We start from the raw sequence: 20,104 nt of genomic DNA, 5'->3' as shown, positions 1-20,104 counted from the left end.
AAGCAGTTTTCGCTTTCCAGGTTCTTCGCTTTCGCGTTTTCCCTTTCCGGCGGTTCCAACTTTACCAGACTCTTTTTCGTTCCGTTTCCGGTCCGAATTCGATTTCCGGTGGCCTGTGGAGCAGCCTTGCCTTTCGGCGGATCCGACTTTATCAGAGATTCTGAGTCGGAATTCCCGCCCTGTTCGGGAGTTCTCCAGGCGCACGAGTGCGCGCGGTGCTTCCCGTTCAGGCGGAGACGTAAACGTACTGGAGCGGAGCTCCCCGATGCAAATCGGGGGCCCCGCTCCAGGTCAGGCGGTCGTGAGGGGTCAGACCTCGACGACGACCGGCAGGATCATCGGGCGCCGGCGGTAGGTGTCGGACACCCACTTCCCGACGGTCCGGCGGATCAGCTGCTGAAGCTGGTGGGGCTCCATCACGCCGTCCTGCGCCGACTTGTCCAGGGCTTCCTGGATCTTCGGGGTGACGCCCACGAAGGCGCCGTCGTCGATGCCGGAGCCCCGGGCCTGGATGTGGGGGCCGCCCACGATCTTGCCGGAGGAGCTGTCGACCACGATGAAGACCGAGATGATGCCCTCGTCGCCGAGGATGCGGCGGTCCTTGAGGGAGGTCTCGGTGACGTCGCCGACGGAGAGACCGTCGACGTACACGTAACCGGCCTGGACCTTGCCGACGATCTTGGCCTTGCCGTCGATGAGGTCGACGACCACGCCGTCCTCGGCGATGACGATGTGGTCCTTCGGCACTCCGGTGAGGGCGCCCAGTTCGGCGTTGGCCCGCAGATGGCGCCATTCGCCGTGGACCGGCATCAGGTTCTTCGGCTTGCAGATGTTGTAGAAGTACAGGAGCTCGCCGGCCGAGGCGTGGCCCGAGACGTGGACCTTGGCGTTGCCCTTGTGGACGACGTTGGCGCCCCAGCGGGTCAGACCGTTGATCACGCGGTAGACCGCGTTCTCGTTGCCTGGGATCAGGGACGACGCCAGGATCACCGTGTCGCCGGGAACGATCCGGATCTGGTGGTCGCGGTTGGCCATCCGGGAGAGGGCGGCCATCGGCTCGCCCTGCGAGCCCGTGCAGACCAGCACGACCTCGTCGTCCGGAAGGTCGTCGAGGGTCTTGACGTCGACGACCAGACCGGCGGGGACCTTCAGGTAGCCCAGGTCGCGGGCGATGCCCATGTTGCGGACCATCGAGCGGCCGACGAAGGCGACCCGGCGTCCGTACTCGTGGGCGGCGTCGAGGATCTGCTGGATGCGGTGCACATGGCTGGCGAAGCTCGCCACGATGATGCGCTTCTGGGCGTTGGCGAAGACCGTGCGCAGGACGTTGGAGATGTCCCGCTCCGGCGGTACGAAGCCGGGAACCTCGGCGTTCGTGGAGTCGGAGAGGAGAAGGTCGATGCCCTCCTCGCTCAGCCGGGCGAACGCGTGCAGGTCGGTGAGACGGCCGTCCAGCGGCAGCTGGTCCATCTTGAAGTCACCGGTGGCCACGGCCAGGCCCGCGGGGGTGCGGATGGCGACGGCGAGGGCGTCCGGGATCGAGTGGTTGACCGCGATGAACTCGCAGTCGAAGACACCGATGCGCTCGCGCTGGCCCTCGGTCACCTCAAGGGTGTACGGACGGATCCGGTGCTCCTGGAGCTTCGCCTCGATGAGCGCGAGGGTCAGCTTGGAGCCGATGAGGGGGATGTCCGGCTTCAGGCGCAGCAGGTACGGGACACCACCGATGTGGTCCTCGTGGCCGTGCGTGAGGACGATGCCCTCGATGTCGTCCAGGCGGTCCCGGATCGTGGTGAAGTCCGGCAGGATCAGGTCGATGCCCGGCTGCTCCTCCTCGGGGAAGAGGACGCCGCAGTCGACGATGAGCAGGCGGCCGCCGTACTCGAAAACCGTCATGTTGCGGCCGATCTCGCCCAGGCCGCCGAGCGGGGTGACCCGCAGGGCGCCCTTCGGGAGCTTCGGCGGGGTACCGAGTTCAGGATGCGGATGACTCAAAAGACTCTCCTTACCACGCACGCCACGTACCGCTGAGGCACGTGGCGTGCGTGTCATTCGTGCACTTGCTGTTGTCTTGGTGTGGTGCTCGCTGCGAGTCGCCTCGCGTGTTCAGTTGTGAAGTCCGTGATCAAAGAAGTCCGTGATCAGAGCTGTACCCCGCCGGCGGCGAGATCGATCTTGAGCTGGGCCGTCTCCTGGGCGCTGAGCTCCACCAGGGGCAGGCGCAGCGGTCCGGCCGGGAGGCCCTGGAGGGTCAGAGCGGCCTTCGTGGTGATGACGCCCTGGGTGCGGAACATGCCGGTGAAGACCGGGAGCAGCTTCTGGTGGATCTCGGTGGCCTTCTGGACGTCGCCGCTCAGGTGCGCCTCGATCAGGGCCCGCAGGTCGGGGGTGACCATGTGGCCGACCACCGAGACGAAGCCGACCGCGCCGACCGAGAGGAGCGGCAGGTTGAGCATGTCGTCGCCGGAGTACCAGGCGAGGCCCGATTCGGCGATGGCCCAGCTGGCGCGGCCCAGGTCGCCCTTGGCGTCCTTGTTCGCGACGATCCGCGGGTGATCGGCCAGCCGGACGAGGGTCTCCGTGTCGATCGGCACCCCGCTGCGGCCGGGGATGTCGTACAGCATCACGGGCAGGCCGGTGGAGTCGGCGATGGCCGTGAAGTGCCGGAGCAGGCCCTCCTGCGGCGGCTTGTTGTAGTACGGCGTGACGGCGAGCAGGCCGTGGGCGCCGGTGCGCTCGGCCGTCCGGGCGAGCTCGACGCTGTGGCGGGTGTCGTTGGTGCCGATGCCGGCGACGACATGCGCCCGGTCGCCGACCGCCTCGAGCACCGCCCGTACGAGCTGGTCCTTCTCCGTGTCACTGGTGGTCGGGGACTCACCGGTGGTGCCGTTGACGATCAGGCCGTCATTTCCTGCGTCCACCAGGTGGGCGGCGAGCCGCTGGGCGCCGTCGAGGTCGAGAGCGCCGTCCGCCGTGAAGGGCGTGACCATAGCGGTGAGGACCCGCCCGAAGGGGGTCTGCGGAGTGGAGATCGGAGCCATGGGTAACACGCTACTCGCTGCTCAGCGCGCGGGGTCCCCTCGGGGGACGGGGAAGAGGAGCCCGGCACTGCCTGCTCGGGGGTTCAAGCAGTGCCGGGTCCGTTTGATCAGCCTAGATGAACTTCTCGAAACGCCGCAATACGGACACCGCCTACGGGGCTACCCGTCCATTCTTGTTGAAGGCCGCATGAGTGAGCGGCATGAGCTGCTCCCAGTGGGCTTCCATCTGCTCGCCGACCATCTCGATCTCGCGCTGCGGGAAGGACGGGACCTTCGCGAGCTCGTGCTGGGTGCGCAGGCCCAGGAAGTGCATCAGGGAGCGTGCGTTGCAGGTGGCGTACATGGAGGAGAACAGGCCGACCGGCAGGACCGCCCGGGCGACCTCGCGGGCCACACCCTCCGCCAGCATCTCCTGGTACGCCGCGTAGGAGGCCCGGTAGGACTCCTCCATGGCGCGGTTGGTGAGGTCGTACTGCTCCTCGGTGCCCTCGACGAACACGTACTTCCCGGGGCGGCCCTGCTGGACCAGCTTCCGGGAGGTACCGGGGACGTAGAAGACCGGCTCCAGCTCCCTGTAGCGGCCCGATTCCTCGTTGTACGACCAGCCGACGCGGTGCCGCATGAACTCGCGGAAGACGAAGATCGGGGCGCTGATGAAGAACGTCATCGAGTTGTGCTCGAACGGGCTGCCGTGCCGGTCCCGCATGAGGTAATTGATGAGCCCTTTGGAGCGCTCGGGGTCCTTGGTGACCTCTTCGAGCGACTGCTCGCCGGCGGTGGAGACCCGGGCGGCGAACAGCACGTCCGCGTCGCGCGCGTCGCTCTTCACCAGCTCGACGGTGACGTCGCTGCGGAAGTGGGGCTTTGCGGGTTCGGGGGTGTCGGTCACCGACAAGGGTCCTTCCAATGGTGTCGCTGGGCGGCGACCACTTTACGGGCCGGGCCGGCGACGCATGCACCCGCCGACCTCGGGCAGCCGTTCGTGGAGTTCCCCCAACAAGTACGGCGATTCGGGCACCGATCCGGTCCGTCGTACGTCTGACTCATTAGCAGCACCCGTCACTGAGATCAAGGAGAGTTTCCTCATGTTCCGCCGGCGTGAAGCCGTCCCGTTCTCGTTCGTCGCGGAGTCCGACCGATTCCGCAGTAATGTCACTCCCCCTCCCGCCGCCCGCGTCACCGTTCCCGAGCTGCTGGGGCGGTCCCTCGTCGGGCTGACCGTGGTCGCCGGTCTCGTGGGCTCACTGCTGCTGGGGCTCCCGGCTCTCGACGCCGAGCAGTCCCCCGCGCATGGCAAGCAGTCCGAAGCGTCACAGGGCCGCTGACTCGTACGGACCCCCTGGGGTGGTCGGGCCGGTGGCACCCTCGGTAGCCTCACCGGGCACAGCAATCGAGCGTGCTTGTGAGTGAGGATGAGTCGTGCCCCTGCCCTTTCTGACGGCCGACCGCGCATTCGATGCGAGCGCGGAGGACGTTGCGCTGCCGTTCGACGACCACGACAGCTGGCGGCGGCCCTACCGCCCCGGCCCGTGGCGGGTCGCGGCGGCGGCCACCCTGTTGTTGCTGGCCTCGTTCGTTCTGCTCGCGGCCATGATCATCGGTGTGGCCGGAGCGCCTTCGGGCGCCACCGTGTGTCTCACCCTGGCCGGTGCGTTGATCGCCGCCGCCCTGCGGCTGCTGCGGGTCGGCGCGTGGGTCAGCCGTCACGGTGTGCGGCGCGTCGCCTTCTTCCGGACCACCACGGTGGCCTGGAGCGGCACGTCGGCGGTGCGTACGGTTCAGCAGCCCGTCAAGTGGATGGGTCTTCCCCGTACGGTCCAGGGCCAGGCGCTCGTCGTGGTCCGGCGCAGCGGGGAGACGCTGCCGCCGCTGGCCACCGACCACAACGCGGACTTCCTCGGGCGTGAGGAGGCGTTCGAGCGGGCCACGGATGCGGTGGAGGCCTGGGCGGACGAGTACCGCCAGGTGTGAGCCGTCGCCCGTACGCAGATGAGCCCGGGGCCCTTGTGGGTCCCGGGCTCATCTGCGTACGGCGGAGAAGATGCCCTCAATCGCCGGACGGGCCGGGAAGTGCGGATAGGCTGGAGGGTGCGGACGGGGTGGATCTGTGCAGGGCGATGGCTCTCTGCATCGCCTTGCGGGCCCTCGGCGTGTCCCTCGCGTCCTGGTAGGCGACCGCCAGCCTGAACCAGGTCCGCCAGTCGTCCGGGGCGTCCTCGGTCTCCTCGCGGCGCTTGGTGAAGACCGCGTCCGCGGAGTCCCGGTCGATGCGGCCGGACGGCGTGCGGACCAGGTCGTCGACCGGCAGGCCGCCCTCGGCGTCGAGCACGGCGGCCAGGGCGTTGGCGCGGCGGACGAACTGGGTGTTCTTCCAGAGGAACCAGACGCCGATCACCGGAAGGATCAGCACGGCGACGCCGAACGTGACCGTGACCAGCGTGCCGTGCCGGATGAGCATCAGGCCGCGGCTGCCGACCAGGACGAAGTAGAAGACCAGGACGGCGGCCGTGACGAGGTAGGTGATCTTTGCGCGCATGGTGGGCTCAGTCAGTTCAGGTCGAGGAAGTTTTCCAGGCCGAACGTGAGGCCGGGAGTGGTCACCACGCGGCGGACGCCGAGCAGGATGCCCGGCATGAAGCTGCTGTGGTGGAGGGAGTCGTGGCGGATGGTGAGGGTCTCGCCCTCGCCGCCGAGGAGCACTTCCTGGTGGGCCAACAGGCCGCGCAGCCGGATCGCGTGGACCGGGACGCCGTCGACGTCCGCGCCGCGCGCGCCGTCCAGGGCGGTGGTGGTGGCGTCCGGCTGGGGTGCGCTGCCCGCCTGGGCGCGGGCCGCCGCGATGAGCTGGGCGGTGCGGGTGGCGGTGCCGGAGGGGGCGTCGACCTTGTTCGGGTGGTGCAGTTCGACGACCTCGACGGACTCGAAGTAGCGGGCGGCCTGCTCCGCGAACTTCATGGTCAGGACGGCGCCGATGGAGAAGTTCGGGGCGATCAGGACGCCCGTCCCCGGGGAGTTGTCCAGCCAGGTGGTCAGCTGCGCGAGCCGTTCGTCGGTCCAGCCCGTGGTGCCGACGACGGCGTGGATGCCGTGCCGGACGCAGAAGTCGAGGTTGCCCATCACCGAGGCGGGGGTGGTGAGCTCGACGACGGCCTGGGCGCCCGTGTCGGCGAGGGTCTCCAGCTTGTCGCCCCGGCCCAGGGACGCCACCAGCTCCAGGTCGTCGGCGGCCTCGATCGCCCGTACGGCCTCGGAGCCGATGCGGCCCTTCGCACCGAGAACGGCTACGCGCAGCTTGCTCATCTTGGTTCCTTAAGGGATTAAGGGATTAGGAGACCGCTTCGTCGAGGCGGTCCGCCTGCTTGTCCTTGAGCGGGCCGATGACCGAGAGCGAGGGGCGCCGGGTGAGGAGTTCGCCCGCCACCTCCCGTACGTCGTCGGGGGTGACCTCCGCGATGCGCCCGAGCATGTCGTCGACCGACATCTGCTCGCCCCAGCACAGCTCGCTCTTGCCGATGCGGTTCATGAGGGCGCCGGTGTCCTCCAGACCGAGGACGGTGGACCCGGAGAGCTGTCCGATGGCGCGGGCGACCTCGTCGTCGTCCAGCCCGTGCGTGGCCACCCGGTCCAGTTCGTCGCGGCAGATCTTCAGGACGTCGTGGACCTGGCTGGGCCGGCAGCCCGCGTACACCCCGAAGAGGCCGCAGTCGGCGAAGCCCGAGGTGTACGAGTACACGCTGTAGGCCAGGCCACGCTTCTCCCGGACCTCCTGGAAGAGGCGGGAGCTCATGCCGCCGCCGAGGGCCGTGTTGAGGACGCCCAGGGCCCAGCGGCGCTCGTCGGTACGGGCGAGGCCCGGCATACCGAGGACCACGTGGGCCTGCTCGGTCCTGCGGTTCAGCAGCTCGACCTTGCCGGCGGTGTGCAGGGTGCGGGAGCCCTCGCGGGGCGCCATCGGGACGGCGTCGTGACGGGAGAGGGCTCCGGCGCGTTCGAAGGCGCGGCGGACCTGGCGTACGACCGTGGCGTGGTCGACGTTGCCGGCGGCGGCGACGACGAGGCGCGTGGGGTCGTAGTGCTTCTTGTAGAAGCGGGCGATCTGGCCACGGTTCAGCGCGTTGATCGTGTCGACGGTACCGAGGACCGGGCGGCCGAGGGGGGTGTCGCCGAGCATGGTGTGCGCGAACAGGTCGTGCACGCAGTCGCCCGGGTCGTCCTCGGTCATGGCGATCTCTTCGAGGATGACGCCGCGCTCGGCGTCGACGTCCTCGGGGGTGATCAGCGAGCCGGTCAGCATGTCGCAGACCACGTCGATGGCCAGTGGCAGGTCGGTGTCCAGGACCCGCGCGTAGTAGCAGGTGTACTCCTTCGCCGTGAAGGCGTTCATCTCGCCGCCGACCGCGTCGATCGCGGAGGAGATGTCGAGGGCGGTGCGCTTGGCGGTGCCCTTGAAGAGGAGGTGTTCGAGGTAGTGGGTCGCGCCGTTCAGGGTGGGCGTCTCGTCGCGGGAACCGACGTTGGCCCAGATGCCGAAGGTGGCGGACCGGACGGAGGGCAGGGTCTCGGTGACGATCCGCAGACCGCCGGGGAGGACGGTCCGGCGGACGGTGCCGATGCCGTCCTTGCCCTTGAGAAGCGTTTGGGTACGGGCGACGGCCCGCCCCTCAGAAGAGGGGCGGGCCGTCGTCGCGGAACTACGGGACGTCACTTGTCGGTGTCGTCCTTCGTCTCGGACCCCTCGGCGGAGCCGCCATCGGACTCAGCACCCTCGACGACCGGGATCAGGGAGAGCTTGCCGCGGGAGTCGATCTCGGCGATCTCGACCTGGACCTTGGCGCCGATGGCGAGCACGTCCTCGACGTTCTCCACGCGCTTGCCACCGGCGAGCTTGCGGATCTGCGAGATGTGCAGCAGACCGTCCTTGCCCGGCATGAGCGAGACGAACGCACCGAAGGTGGTGGTCTTGACGACCGTACCCAGGTAGCGCTCGCCGACCTCCGGCATGGTCGGGTTGGCGATCGCGTTGATCGTGGCGCGGGCGGCCTCGGCCTGCGAACCCTGCTGGGCACCGATGTAGATGGTGCCGTCGTCCTCGATCGTGATGTCGGCGCCGGTGTCCTCCTGGATCTGGTTGATCATCTTGCCCTTGGGGCCGATGACCTCACCGATCTTGTCCACCGGGATCTTGACGGTGATGATCCGCGGGGCGTTCGGGGACATCTCGTCCGGGACGTCGATGGCCTCGTTCATGACGTCCAGGATGTGCAGACGCGCGTCACGGGCCTGCTTCAGCGCGGCGGCCAGGACCGAGGCGGGGATGCCGTCGAGCTTGGTGTCGAGCTGGAGCGCGGTCACGAACTGCTTCGTGCCGGCGACCTTGAAGTCCATGTCGCCGAAGGCGTCCTCCGCACCGAGGATGTCGGTGAGGGCGACGTAGTGGGTCTTGCCGTCGATCTCCTGCGAGATCAGGCCCATGGCGATACCGGCGACGGCGGCCTTGAGGGGCACACCGGCGTTCAGCAGCGACATGGTGGAGGCGCAGACCGAGCCCATGGACGTCGAGCCGTTGGAGCCCAGCGCCTCGGAGACCTGGCGGATCGCGTAGGGGAACTCCTCGCGCGACGGCAGCACCGGCACGATGGCGCGCTCGGCGAGCGCTCCGTGGCCGATCTCGCGTCGCTTGGGCGAGCCCACGCGGCCGGTCTCGCCGACGGAGTACGGCGGGAAGTTGTAGTTGTGCATGTAGCGCTTGCGGGTCACCGGCGAGAGGGTGTCCAGCTGCTGCTCCATCCGGAGCATGTTGAGGGTGGTGACACCCAGGATCTGGGTCTCGCCACGCTCGAACAGCGCCGAGCCGTGCACGCGCGGGATGGCCTCGACCTCGGCGGCGAGCGTACGGATGTCCGTGACGCCACGGCCGTCGATGCGGACCTTGTCCTTGATGACGCGCTCGCGGACCAGCTTCTTGGTCAGCGCGCGGTACGCGGCGGAGATCTCCTTCTCGCGGCCCTCGAAGGCCGGGAGGAGCTTCTCGGCGGCGATCTCCTTGACGCGGTCCAGCTCGGCCTCGCGGTCCTGCTTGCCGGCGATGGTGAGCGCCTGGGTCAGCTCGGAGGTGACGGCCTTGGAGAGCGCCTCGAAGACGTCGTCCTGGTAGTCCAGGAAGACCGGGAACTCGCCGACCGGCTTGGCGGCCTTGGAGGCCAGGTCGGACTGGGCCTTGCAGAGCGCCTTGATGAAGGGCTTCGCGGCGTCCAGACCGGCGGCGACGATCTCCTCGGTGGGAGCCTCGGCGCCGTCCTTGACGAGCTGGATGGTCTTCTCGGTGGCCTCGGCCTCGACCATCATGATCGCGACGTCGCCGTCCTCCAGGACGCGACCGGCGACGACCATGTCGAAGACGGCGTCCTCGAGCTCGGTGTGCGTCGGGAACGCGACCCACTGGCCCTTGATCAGGGCGACGCGGGTGGCGCCGATCGGGCCGGAGAAGGGCAGGCCCGCCAGGATCGTGGAGCAGGAGGCGGCGTTGATCGCGACCACGTCGTACAGGTGGTCGGGGTTGAGCGCCATGATCGTCTCGACGATCTGGATCTCGTTGCGCAGGCCCTTCTTGAAGGAGGGGCGCAGCGGCCGGTCGATCAGGCGGCAGGTGAGGATCGCGTCCTCGGAGGGCCGGCCCTCACGACGGAAGAAGGAGCCGGGGATCTTGCCGGCCGCGTACTGCCGCTCCTCGACGTCCACCGTGAGGGGGAAGAAGTCGAGGTTGTCCTTGGGCCGCTTGGAAGCGGTGGTGGCCGACAGCACCATGGTGTCGTCGTCCAGGTACGCGACGGCGGAGCCGGCGGCCTGCTTGGCCAGGCGGCCCGTCTCGAAGCGGATGGTGCGGGTGCCGAAGGTTCCGTTGTCGATAACGGCCTCGGCGTAGTGGGTCTCGTTCTCCACTAGTGATTTCTCCATACTCGTCGTCTTTCGTCCTCACGCCCGTGTGGCGGGGGACGGTGCGGGAGAGGCGCACCGTGGATGCGGGCCGGTCTTCGATCGAAGCTCCCGGGCATGTTCCCGGGGGCCACTACCGAGGACCGGCGGCGGCGTCGTCGCGCCTCTCCCTCGTCCTGCGTTCTTGTCACGCTGGTCGTGCGGGTGTCGCTACGCCCAGGTTACTGAGCTTGACACCGGTCGTGCACGTACGGCAAAGGGAGCGGTCCCCTCAGACGCGGGAACCGCTCCCTCTCCACGGCGTACTTACTTGGCGCCGCCGGCCGCACCGCGGCGGATGCCGAGGCGGTCGACCAGCGCACGGAAGCGCTGGATGTCCTTCTTGGCCAGGTACTGCAGGAGGCGGCGACGCTGGCCGACCAGGATCAGCAGACCACGACGGGAGTGGTGGTCGTGCTTGTGCGTCTTGAGGTGCTCCGTCAGGTCCGAGATCCGGCGGGAGAGCATGGCGACCTGGACCTCGGGGGATCCGGTGTCACCCTCCTTCTGGGCGAACTCGGACATGATCTGCTTCTTCGTAGCGGCGTCGAGCGGCACGCGTACTCCTCATTGATGTTCGAAGCGCCCACGAGTGCCCCTGGTCTTGATCTCAGGGGAGCTTCCGTGACTCGGAGGCGAAGGTCCGATGAGCGCAGCCCCCAGGATGATCCGAGGACGCGTACACAAACGGCCACTGGACAGAGTACCAGCCGTTCGGGTCACGCCCCGCCGGTGATCGGGCGGTGACCCGGTGGTGATCAGCTGGTGAGGGCGCGGGCCCGGACGAAGACGTCGAGGACCGCCAGGCAGAGCGGGACCAGCGAGAGCAGCACCAGGCTCTCGGTCAGGTCGAGGAGGCGGCCCCAGAACGGCGAGAGCCCCTTGCGCGGGATGACCAGGCCGATCGCGGTGAACAGGGCGGCTCCGGCGGCGACGGCGGCGGAGAGCCAGATCGTACGGATGTCCAGGGCGCCGCGGTCGCCGTAGCGGGTCAGCTCGTACAGGAGGTCGGCCGGCGGGTTCAGGGAGAGGCCGAGGACGAGGAGCCCGATGGCCCCGATGCCGGCCACCAGGACGCAGGCGACCTGGGACGTGTAGCGGAAGAGGCGGGCGCGCAGCAGCATGGCGAGGCCGGCGGTCAGGGCGAGGACCTGGCCCCAGATGTCGTCGGAGAAGCCGAGGACGGCGGCCGAGCCGACGACCACGGCCGCGCAGCCGCCGACGAGGCCGAGGAGCATCTCGTGGCCGCGGCGGGCCTGGGCGGCGATGCGGTCGGCGTCGACGGGCTCCGGGTCGCCTTCGGGGGTGTCCGGGTCGGTGTCGTCGTAGCCGACGGGAGCGGTGCGCGGCGAGGCGTAGCCGATGGGCAGGCGCGCGAAGCGTGCGGAGAGGCCGGGCAGGAAGGCGACCAGGCCGAGAGCGACCGGAGCGCAGACGGCGGCGGTCTCGGTGGCGGAGGCCTCGGTGAGGATCGCGACGAAGGTGGCCAGCGTGCCGACGGTGGCCAGGAAGGTGGTCGCGACGAAGGGCGCGTCGCCGCTGGGGGTCAGGGCGACCAGGACCACCGAGGCGACCAGCACGGCGACGCAGCCGAGCAGGAACTGCAGGCGGCCGGGCCCCTGGCCGGCGTCCGGGCCGATGATTCCGGAGCCGGCGATGAGGACGAGCGGGAGGGCGCCGAGGCCGAGGGCGACGGCGGTGGAGCGATCGCCGTAGACCCGGGCGCGTACTCCGGCGAAGGCGGTGAGGAGCAGTCCGGCGGAGCCGGCGATGATGCCGGGCAGGCTGTGCATGTCGTGGCGCACCGGGTCGGCGAACCAGATCACGAAGGCCATCAGGACGAGCAGCAGGACGCCGCCGACCAGGCCCGCACCGCGCAGGAGTTCGTCGCTCCACAGGTGGCGGTCGCGGGTGACGGCGGAGGCGACGGCGTCGGAGACGTCGTCGAAGACCGCGGGCGGCAGCGACTGGGCGAAGGGGCGCAGGCTGAGGATCTCGCCGTCGAGGACCTGCTGGGCGCCGAGGGTGCGGGCGCCGTCCAGAACCGTTCCGTCGCGGCGGACGAGGTGGTAGCCGGTGGGTGTTCCGGCGGCCTGGGTCTGTCCCGTGAGACGCAGGATCTCGGGGTAGACGTCGGCGACGGCGATGTCCTCGGGCAGGGCGACGTCGATCCGGCTGTCGGGTGCCACGACGGTGACGCGGCAGAAGCCCGTCGCTGCGGTCGTACTCACGTGTCTGGATCCCCCTGATTCGCGGTTGCGCACGGTGCGCGCGCCACCCTACCGGGAGGGGACCGGGCGGCCTGCAAGTAGGATCGCCGTCGCGCGGACGGAAGTTGTGCGCGCACGCAGCCACGGGGGCGTCGGTGCGGATCAAGACCGGCCTTCCGCCCGTCCGTTTCGAGGGATTGATGTTCCGGTGAGCCAGATCGTCGTGAAACGACCTCCGCGGTCCCTGCCGCCGGAAGTACCGGCGGACGAATTGACGTTGGAGGCCCCTCCGGAGCTGCCGCGCGGGCAGCAGGAGGGCATGCTGATGCAGATCCTGCCGGTGCTCGGCATGGGCTCGTCGGTGGTCTTCTTCTTCTCGCCGCAGGCCCCTCCGTTCATGCGGATCATGGGCGTTCTGATGCTCGTCTCGACGGTCGGCATGGTGGTCGCCCAGCTTGTCCGGTATCGCCGTGGTACGCAGGGGCAAATGGCAGATGTCCGCCGTGACTACCTCAAGTACCTGGCGCAGACGCGGCGCACGGTCCGGCGGACGGCGCGCAAGCAGCGCGATGTGCAGCTGTATCTGCACCCGTCCCCGGAGCAGTTGTGGTCGGTGGTGGCGGAGGGCTCCCGGCTGTGGGAGCGGCGTGTGGGCGACAAGGACTTCGCGCAGGTGCGGATCGGCCTCGGCGCGCAGCAGCTGTCGACGCCGCTGATCGCTCCGGACACCGCGCCGGTGGACGAGCTGGAGCCGATGTGCGCCGGTGCGATGCAGAAGTTCCTGGCGGTGCACGGTTCGCTGGACGGGCTGCCGATGGCGGTCTCGATGCGGGCCTTCTACCACGTGACGGTCTCCGGCCATCCGGAGGCGGCGCAGTCCACGGCGCGTTCGATGGTGGCGCAGCTGGTGACGCTGCACTCCCCCGAGGACCTGATGGTCGCGGTGGTGGCGGCCCCGGGTGCGGTGGAGCGCTGGGACTGGACGAAGTGGCTGCCGCACGCGCAGGTGCCGGGCGAGATCGACGGAGCCGGTACGAAGCGGCTGTTCGGCGACGACCTCGGTGAGCTGGAGCAGCTGCTGGCGGGCCGTCTGGAGGGCCGGCCGCGGTTCGGGCGGGAGAGTCAGCCGGTGCTGGACCAGCCGCACGTCGTGGTGGTCCTGGACGGCGGGATGGTGCCGCCTGACTCGCTGTTCGCGGCGGCCGAGGGGCTGCAGGGCGTGACCATCGTCGAGGTGGTCTCCGGGGATCTGGACGAGCAGCGCGGCGGTCTGTCGGTGGTGGTGCGGCCGGGGCTGCTGCGACTGGAGTCGGGCGCGGGTCTGGCGTACGAGGGAGTGCCGGACACGATGTCGTTGCCGGCCGCCGAGGCGCTGGCCAGGCAGTTGGCGCCGCTGCGGACGGGCGGGGGCGACGACGACGAACCGCTGCTGGCGAACCTGGACTTCACGGATCTGCTGAATCTGGGTGACGCCGGTTCGGTCGATGTGGCGCGTACCTGGCGGCCCCGGTCGGTGTCGGAGCGGCTGCGGGTGCCGATCGGGATCGGCGAGGGCGGTGCGCCGGTGATGCTGGACCTCAAGGAGGCCGCGCAGGAGGGCATGGGGCCGCACGGGCTGTGTGTCGGCGCGACGGGTTCCGGAAAGTCGGAGCTGCTGCGGACGCTGGTGCTGGGTCTCGCGGTGACGCACTCGTCCGAGACGCTGAACTTCGTGCTCGCGGACTTCAAGGGCGGCGCGACGTTCGCCGGGATGTCGCAGATGCCGCACGTGGCGGCGGTCATCACGAACCTGGCGGACGACCTGACGCTGGTGGACCGGATGGGCGACGCGATCCGCGGTGAGCTCCAGCGGCGGCAGGAGCTGCTGCGGTCGGCGGGCAACTACGCCAACATCCACGACTACGAGAAGGCGCGGGCCGCGGGCGCGGCGCTGGAGCCGTTGGCCTCGCTGGTGCTGGTGATCGACGAGTTCTCCGAACTCCTCACCGCCAAGCCGGACTTCATCGACATGTTCATCCAGATCGGTCGGATCGGCCGTTCGCTGGGTGTGCATCTGCTGCTGGCCTCGCAGCGTCTGGAGGAGGGCAAGCTGCGCGGTCTGGACACCTATCTGTCGTACCGGATCGGTCTGCGGACCTTCTCGGCGTCGGAGTCGCGTACGGCGCTGGGTGTGCCGGACGCGTACCACCTGCCGTCGGTGCCGGGTTCCGGCTATCTCAAGTTCGGTACGGACGAGATGACGCGCTTCAAGGCGGCGTACGTGTCGGGGACGTACCGCACGGGCGGTGCGGATCTGTCGGTGGGGCAGCTGTCGGTCGACCGGCGGCCGGCGGTGTTCTCGGCCGCGCCGGTGCCGGTGGTCTACCGGGCGCCGGATCCCGAGCTGCTGGCCGCGGAGGCGGCGCGGGCGCAGGCGGAGGACGACGCGCTGGCGGACACGGTGCTCGATGTGATCGTGCGGCGGCTGGAGGGCCAGGGGGTGCCGGCGCATCAGGTGTGGCTGCCGCCGCTGGACCGGGCGCCGACCCTGGACCAGCTGCTGCCGGGGCTCGCGCCGACGGCGGACCGCGGGTTCACCTCGACCGAGTACGCGCGTCCGGGCGGGCTGGTCGTGCCGCTGGGGCTGATCGACAAGCCGTTCGAGCAGCGGCGTGAGGTGCTGTACCGGGACTTCTCCGGTGCGGCCGGTCATCTGCTGATCGTGGGTGGCCCGCAGTCCGGCAAGTCGACGCTGGCGCGTGCGCTGATCTCGTCGTTCGCGCTCACGCACACCCCGGACGAGGTGCAGTTCTACGGGCTGGACTTCGGTGGTGGCGGCATGGTCTCGCTGGAAGGGCTGCCGCATGTCGGCGGGATGGCCTCGCGGCTGGATCCCGAGCGGGTGCGCCGTACGGTCGCCGAGGTCGCGGGGATCCTGAACCGGCGCGAGGAGTTCTTCCGCGCCAACTCCATCGACTCCATGAACACCTATCGGCGCAGGCGTGCCCGTGGTGAGCTGCCCGGCGAGGCGTGGGGCGACGTGTTCCTGGTCATCGACGGCTGGAGCGCGTTCCGGACCGAGTACGAGATGCTGGAGGAGGTCGTCACCGATCTCGCCTCGCGCGGCCTCGGGTACGGCATCCACCTGGTCGCCACGGTGGCCCGGTACATGGAGATGCGCGCGGCGCTGAAGGACCAGATGCTGGGCCGGCTCGAACTGCGTCTCGGTGACACCATGGACTCCGAGTTCGACCGCAAGGTCGCGGCGAACGTCCCCGCGGGGGTGCCGGGCCGCGGTCAGGTGCCGGAGAAGCTGCACTTCATGGGTGCGCTGCCGCGTATCGACTCGGTCAGCGACGGGGCGGACCTGTCGGAGGGCACGGAGGCGTTCGTCTCCACGGTGCAGGCCAACTGGTCGGGCCCGTCGGCGCCCGCCGTACGGCTGCTGCCGCGCAGGCTGGACGCGGACCGGTTGCCGAAGGGGTTCGAGTTCCCGGAGCGGGGCATCGCGATCGGCATCGACGAGACGGCGCTGGAGCCGGTGTTCGTCGACTTCGAGACGGATCCGTTCTTCCTGATCTTCGGCGACAGCGAGTCGGGGAAGACGAACCTGCTGCGGCTGATCGCCAAGCAGATCGCGGAGCGCTACTCCCCCGACGAGGCGAAGCTGGTCGTCGGCGACTACCGCCGGGCGTTGCTGGGCGCACTGCCGGAGCAGCATCTGCTGGAGTACGCGCCGATGGCGAGCTCGATGCAGATGCACATGGAGGCGCTGGCGGGGGTGTTCTCCCGGCGGCAGCCGCCCACGGACGTGACGCCGCAGCAGCTGCGCGACCGCAGCTGGTGGACGGGTCCGCAGATCTTCATCATCGTGGACGACTACGACCTGGTGGCGACGAACGCGGGCAACCCGCTGGCGGCGCTCGCGGAGTACCTGCCGTTCGCCCGGGACACCGGGGTGCGGTTCATCATCGCGCGCAGCTCCGCGGGTGCGTCGCGAGCGATGTACGAAGGGTTCATGCAGCGCATCAAGGAGCTCGGCGCGCAAGGTGTGGTGCTCTCCGGCGATCCGGGCGAGGGCGATCTGATCGGCTCGGTGCGCGGTCACGCGATGCCGCCGGGCCGCGGCTACTTCGCCTCGCGGCGGCGCGGGGCGCCGATGGTGCAGATCGGGCGGCTCCCGGAACAGCACTGATACAACACCGAGACCTCGGGCCGTGCATCGAAACGCTGTACTGGTGCCCGAAGGATGATCCATCGGTGCGCACGAAGGGCCGCACCGGCCATGATCGGCGGATACGGGGAATGTGATGGGTTTCGACGAGGAGTGGGCGCAGCTGCGGGCCGAGGCCACGCAGCGGCAGGCGACGAGCATGCAGCTCAACGGGGTTCCCGACGAGCCTGGTCCCGGACCCGGGAACAGCGTCCTGGCTTCGACACCGCAGGAGAAGGCGGCGGCGTCCAGAACGATCCAGGATGAGCTGTTGGGCAGCACCACCAAGGCCATGAACACGGCGGACGAGTCGTCGAAGGCGGCGGCCAGAGAGTTCGCCGACTGGGTCACGGGGCCGGCCGTCAAGAAGCTGGACGAGACCTGGGACAAGCAGGTGAAGACCTTGATGAGCCGGCTCCAGACCGAGAGGGACGGTCTGAGCGGGACGGCGAAGAACTTCGCCGGGCTCGAACTGGACGTCAGATCCCAGTTCAAGCCGCTCCTCATATCCCCGTACGGGCCGGGAACTTCGGTCGGCGACGGAAAACCGTAGGTCCCAGGGCCCGATACCGGCGCCCCTTCGCCTCCTCCTCCCCGTACGCGCAAGACGAAAGGCCCCACCCTTCCATGGAACGAACACGGCTGCGGCACGGCGGCGCACTGAGTGTGCTGCTCGCGGCGGCTCTGCTGACCGGTTGCCAGCAGGACGGCGGCGAAGGTGCGGCGGCGGACGGGACCGTGAGCGTGTCCGCGCTGCGAGCGGCGGCCGACGAGGTCGGGCCGGACGGAGCGGACGAGTGTCCTCTGCCGTACGACATCGCCGGCGCGGCGAAGAAGGCCGGACTGTCCGGAGAGGCCGGTGCGGGTCCCGCACCGGGCGACGACTCGGACGACCCCGCCGTCACCGCCGAGAACGGGAGGGACGCAGAGGGGCCGGGAGGCTTCGCGGCCAATCCCGGGGCGCTGGTCAGCTGTCTGTTCCACGTCGGCGGCCGGACCCTCGACATCCACACGATCGCGACGGAGTCGAAGTCGGCCGAGAACCTGCTGGCACCGGTGATCATGAACGCGGGCAGGCTCTCGCTCGACGATCTGACGTCGTATCTGCAACGGACGAACGCGGGTGCGCCGGGTGAGGCGGTGGCCACCGAGAGCGGCGGCTGCGTGACCGTACGCGTGAAGCCGGCCGACGACGGCGACGCCTCGCTGGTGGTGACGGCCGGCCAAGGCGACAGCGCGGGTCCCGGCCGCGAGAAGCTCACCGGCCTGGCGCTGGCTCTGCACGCACAGCTCGGCTGAACGGCCGCCGCCACCGGACGGCCCGGTTCCCGCCGCCCGTCCGCTTCGACGAACACCGCATCAAGGGGGACAGATGCTCACCTACAGCGACGTCATGACGACAGACCTGGGCAAGCTGACGACGGCCGCGGACAAGTGGGACGACATGGCCGCGGAGATCAAGAAGGTCGAGACCCGGTACAAGGACAGCGTCCAGCGCATCACGATCGGCCCGGCCTGGTTGGGTGCGAGCGCGAGCGACGCGGGGCTCAACTTCGCCGCCACCCGATACGAGTACGCCGCCGCGCAGACCCAGGCCAAGGCCATCGCGTCGCTGCTGCGCGACGCGCACAACGACTTCGTACGGCTGAAGCGGAATCTGGAGAACCAGCGCGCTGCTGCGGTCAAAGCGGGCATGAACGTCTCCGAGGGCGGTGTCGTCTCGTTCGACTACCAGCGCCTCACGGAGGGCGAGCGGTCCGCCGCCCGGCACGACCCGGACTACATGGAGAGCATCCGCAAGTCCGAGGCGTCCTGGTCGAAGGCGCTCGACGACTGCGTCAAGGCGGTCGACGACGCGGACCAGGGCGTGAAGATCGCGCTGGAGGCCGTCACCAAGGACGGCTACGGCGGCAGGAACGACAACACGCTCGGCATCGGTTTCAACGCGGACGCGAAGGGTGACGTCGAGGAGTACGAGGCGGCGAACACCGCTGACACCGCCACACGCCTCAACAACGGCGACAAGGTCTCCGCGGCCGAGATCGCGGAGTTCCAGCGCTCGGTGCGGGACAACAGCCACGACAAGCGCTTCTCCGAGACACTGCTCAACAGCCTCGGCCCGGACGGGCTGATCAAGACCACCAACAAGCTCAACGACCGCGCCTACGACTCGGACAAGAAGAACAAGGACCGGTACCTGGAGATCCAGAAAGGGCTGGCCAACACCGTCGCCACGGCCACCCGGGTACCGGGCAGCGTCAAGGACGCGCCACCCGGATCGCAGAAGTTCAAGGACTGGGTGGCGTCCGACGAAGGCAAGTTCTACCGGGAGTGGACGGACAAGCTCGACAAGTCCGGTACGGAGAACTTCGGCAAGAACACGCATCCGGTCTACGGCTACCAGTCGTTCGTCAGCTTGATGCAGCACGCGGACACCAAGTTCGACGACCAGTTCCTCTACGAGCTGGGGCATGACCTCATCGCCCTGGACAAGGAAGACCCGCAGTACTTCCGGCAGTGGGGCGCCGCGCACGACGGCATCGAGTCCGACCCCCTGGACGGGCTCCTGGGGGTGATGAGCAAGAACCCGGACGCGGCCACCGCGTTCTTCGACCCGGACGGTGTCGGTTCGGGCAAGAACCATGTCGACAACTCGCACATGGAGTATCTGGTCGGGCACGGCGAGGACGCCCGGAAAATGGCCGAAGGTCGAGGTACCGGGCCTCACTGCGGTGATGAAGTACGACGACCCGACCCAGGATGGGGCTGGGGCTGGCGCTGGAGGCCGCTGCGACGGGGCGCGAACCGCTCCTGCCGGGGCAGGACCCCTGGCCCGATGCCAGGCACACCGAAGAGCAGGCCCGGGTCATGAACGCGATCATCGAGCAGATGGCCCCGGGCGAGAAGGACGGGACCGAGGCGAGCGTCCACGCCAACGTCCGCCGTCCCGTGGCCAACGCGCTGGCGGAGTACGCCTCCGACACGCACGAGATCATCGGGACCATGGACAGGCAGTACATCCACCCCGACCGGAACGGCTACTTCGTGGACGGCAAGGGTGCTCACCTCGCCGCCTCCCAGGAATCACTGATCCAGGTGATGCGAGGACTTTCCGAGGATCCGAACGCCTACGCCGCACTCCACAAGGCCGAGGCCAGGCACTTCAACAACCTTCTCGACGAGGTTCCCGCAGATGCAGCGGATTTCGAGAAGGACGGCAAGTGGGGCAAGGCCGGGTCGGTTCTGGGGGCCTACACGGCGATCCGTGAGGACGTCATCAACGACACCCGGATGGACGCCTACAGCGAAGCGGACTGGAAGGCGAAGGTCGCCTATCACGTGGTGGGCGGCGCGGTCACTCCCGCCACACTCACCCTGGGCGGGAAGGTCCTGCCCATCGGAGACATGCTCCAGCGCGGCGTGGACACGTGGGCGTGGGAGTGGGGCAATCAGATGAAGGGCGAGGCGGACACCGAGGCCAACGGCAAGATCGCGGAGGAGTATCTCAAGGCCACGGTGCAGACGAGCGACACCATCGACGGCTGGGCGACAGCCCGCCCGGACGGCGGGTCGGTCAAGACCGAGGACCTGAAGGACACCGTTTACAACGGCTTGGACCGGGGCAGCAACCTCGCCGGCAAGTACCTGACGGACACAACGAATTGAGCAGCGCCAGCGAACCGGCAGGA

General features: G+C 69.1%; 16 protein-coding genes. 7 read left to right on the top strand and 9 right to left on the bottom strand.

The features are described 5' to 3' along the window. Positions 1–309: 309 nt before the first annotated feature. The 3 genes from IG90_RS0127195 to thyX form a co-directional block, all read right to left on the bottom strand. Positions 310–1,995 carry a ribonuclease J gene (locus IG90_RS0127195; protein WP_030589916.1) on the bottom strand — a complete coding sequence of 562 codons (1,686 nt, stop codon included), beginning with the start codon at positions 1,993–1,995 and terminating at the stop codon, positions 310–312. Between the two features lie 146 nt (positions 1,996–2,141). Beyond that, positions 2,142–3,041 carry a 4-hydroxy-tetrahydrodipicolinate synthase gene (dapA, locus tag IG90_RS0127190; RefSeq protein ID WP_030589914.1) on the bottom strand — a complete coding sequence of 300 codons (900 nt, stop codon included), beginning with the start codon at positions 3,039–3,041 and terminating at the stop codon, positions 2,142–2,144. Positions 3,042–3,192: 151 nt separating this feature from the next. After that, positions 3,193–3,930, bottom strand: coding sequence for an FAD-dependent thymidylate synthase (gene thyX / locus IG90_RS0127185; protein ID WP_030589912.1), 738 nt, complete (start codon positions 3,928–3,930; stop codon positions 3,193–3,195). Positions 3,931–4,126: 196 nt separating this feature from the next. Here thyX and IG90_RS0127180 point away from each other — a divergent pair, with 196 nt between their 5' ends. Then, on the top strand, positions 4,127–4,366 hold the full coding sequence (locus IG90_RS0127180) for a hypothetical protein (protein ID WP_030589911.1): 240 nt from the start codon (positions 4,127–4,129) through the stop codon (positions 4,364–4,366). A gap of 94 nt (positions 4,367–4,460) precedes the next feature. After that, positions 4,461–5,012: a hypothetical protein gene (locus IG90_RS0127175; protein WP_030589907.1), complete on the top strand. Its 552-nt coding sequence runs from the start codon at positions 4,461–4,463 to the stop codon at positions 5,010–5,012. Between the two features lie 76 nt (positions 5,013–5,088). Here the strand turns inward: IG90_RS0127175 and IG90_RS0127170 are convergent, their stop codons facing one another. From IG90_RS0127170 to eccD, 6 genes are all read right to left on the bottom strand, one after another. Then, positions 5,089–5,577 carry a tetratricopeptide repeat protein gene (locus IG90_RS0127170; protein WP_030589906.1) on the bottom strand — a complete coding sequence of 163 codons (489 nt, stop codon included), beginning with the start codon at positions 5,575–5,577 and terminating at the stop codon, positions 5,089–5,091. Between the two features lie 11 nt (positions 5,578–5,588). After that, positions 5,589–6,341 (bottom strand): 4-hydroxy-tetrahydrodipicolinate reductase, encoded by a 753-nt coding sequence (gene dapB / locus IG90_RS0127165; protein WP_030589903.1) that lies wholly within the window; start codon positions 6,339–6,341, stop codon positions 5,589–5,591. Between the two features lie 25 nt (positions 6,342–6,366). Beyond that, positions 6,367–7,746: a M16 family metallopeptidase gene (locus IG90_RS0127160; protein ID WP_030589901.1), complete on the bottom strand. Its 1,380-nt coding sequence runs from the start codon at positions 7,744–7,746 to the stop codon at positions 6,367–6,369. After that, positions 7,743–9,980: a polyribonucleotide nucleotidyltransferase gene (locus tag IG90_RS0127155; protein ID WP_030589898.1), complete on the bottom strand. Its 2,238-nt coding sequence runs from the start codon at positions 9,978–9,980 to the stop codon at positions 7,743–7,745. The genes IG90_RS0127160 and IG90_RS0127155 overlap by 4 nt, the downstream gene beginning before the upstream one ends. A gap of 300 nt (positions 9,981–10,280) precedes the next feature. Continuing rightward, entirely contained in the window at positions 10,281–10,571 is a 291-nt protein-coding gene (gene rpsO, locus IG90_RS0127150) for a 30S ribosomal protein S15 (RefSeq protein ID WP_003965855.1), read from the bottom strand. Between the two features lie 200 nt (positions 10,572–10,771). After that, the gene (eccD, locus tag IG90_RS0127145) at positions 10,772–12,244 is read right to left on the bottom strand and encodes a type VII secretion integral membrane protein EccD (RefSeq protein ID WP_030589895.1); all 1,473 of its coding nucleotides are present in this window, start codon (positions 12,242–12,244) and stop codon (positions 10,772–10,774) included. Positions 12,245–12,431: 187 nt separating this feature from the next. On the opposite strand from eccD, the gene IG90_RS0127140 reads away from it, so the two are divergent. The 5 genes from IG90_RS0127140 (at position 12,432) to IG90_RS46160 (ending at position 20,081) form a co-directional block, all read left to right on the top strand. Then, on the top strand, positions 12,432–16,397 hold the full coding sequence (locus tag IG90_RS0127140) for a type VII secretion protein EccC (RefSeq protein WP_030589893.1): 3,966 nt from the start codon (positions 12,432–12,434) through the stop codon (positions 16,395–16,397). Positions 16,398–16,512: 115 nt separating this feature from the next. Beyond that, positions 16,513–16,968, top strand: coding sequence for a hypothetical protein (locus IG90_RS0127135; protein WP_051860263.1), 456 nt, complete (start codon positions 16,513–16,515; stop codon positions 16,966–16,968). A gap of 74 nt (positions 16,969–17,042) precedes the next feature. After that, positions 17,043–17,714 (top strand): hypothetical protein, encoded by a 672-nt coding sequence (locus tag IG90_RS0127130; protein WP_051860262.1) that lies wholly within the window; start codon positions 17,043–17,045, stop codon positions 17,712–17,714. A gap of 73 nt (positions 17,715–17,787) precedes the next feature. Further along, complete coding sequence (locus IG90_RS39795; RefSeq protein WP_233436088.1) at positions 17,788–19,287, top strand: DUF6571 family protein; 1,500 nt, start codon at positions 17,788–17,790, stop codon at positions 19,285–19,287. Continuing rightward, a complete protein-coding gene (locus tag IG90_RS46160) occupies positions 19,284–20,081 on the top strand; it encodes a hypothetical protein (protein WP_233436087.1) in 798 nt (265 codons plus the stop codon). The genes IG90_RS39795 and IG90_RS46160 overlap by 4 nt, the downstream gene beginning before the upstream one ends. Positions 20,082–20,104 lie beyond the last annotated feature (23 nt).

Source organism: Streptomyces anulatus (genome assembly GCF_000721175.1).
GTDB lineage: Bacteria > Actinomycetota > Actinomycetes > Streptomycetales > Streptomycetaceae > Streptomyces > Streptomyces anulatus_C.
This window is presented reverse-complemented; position numbering and strand designations above follow the sequence as displayed.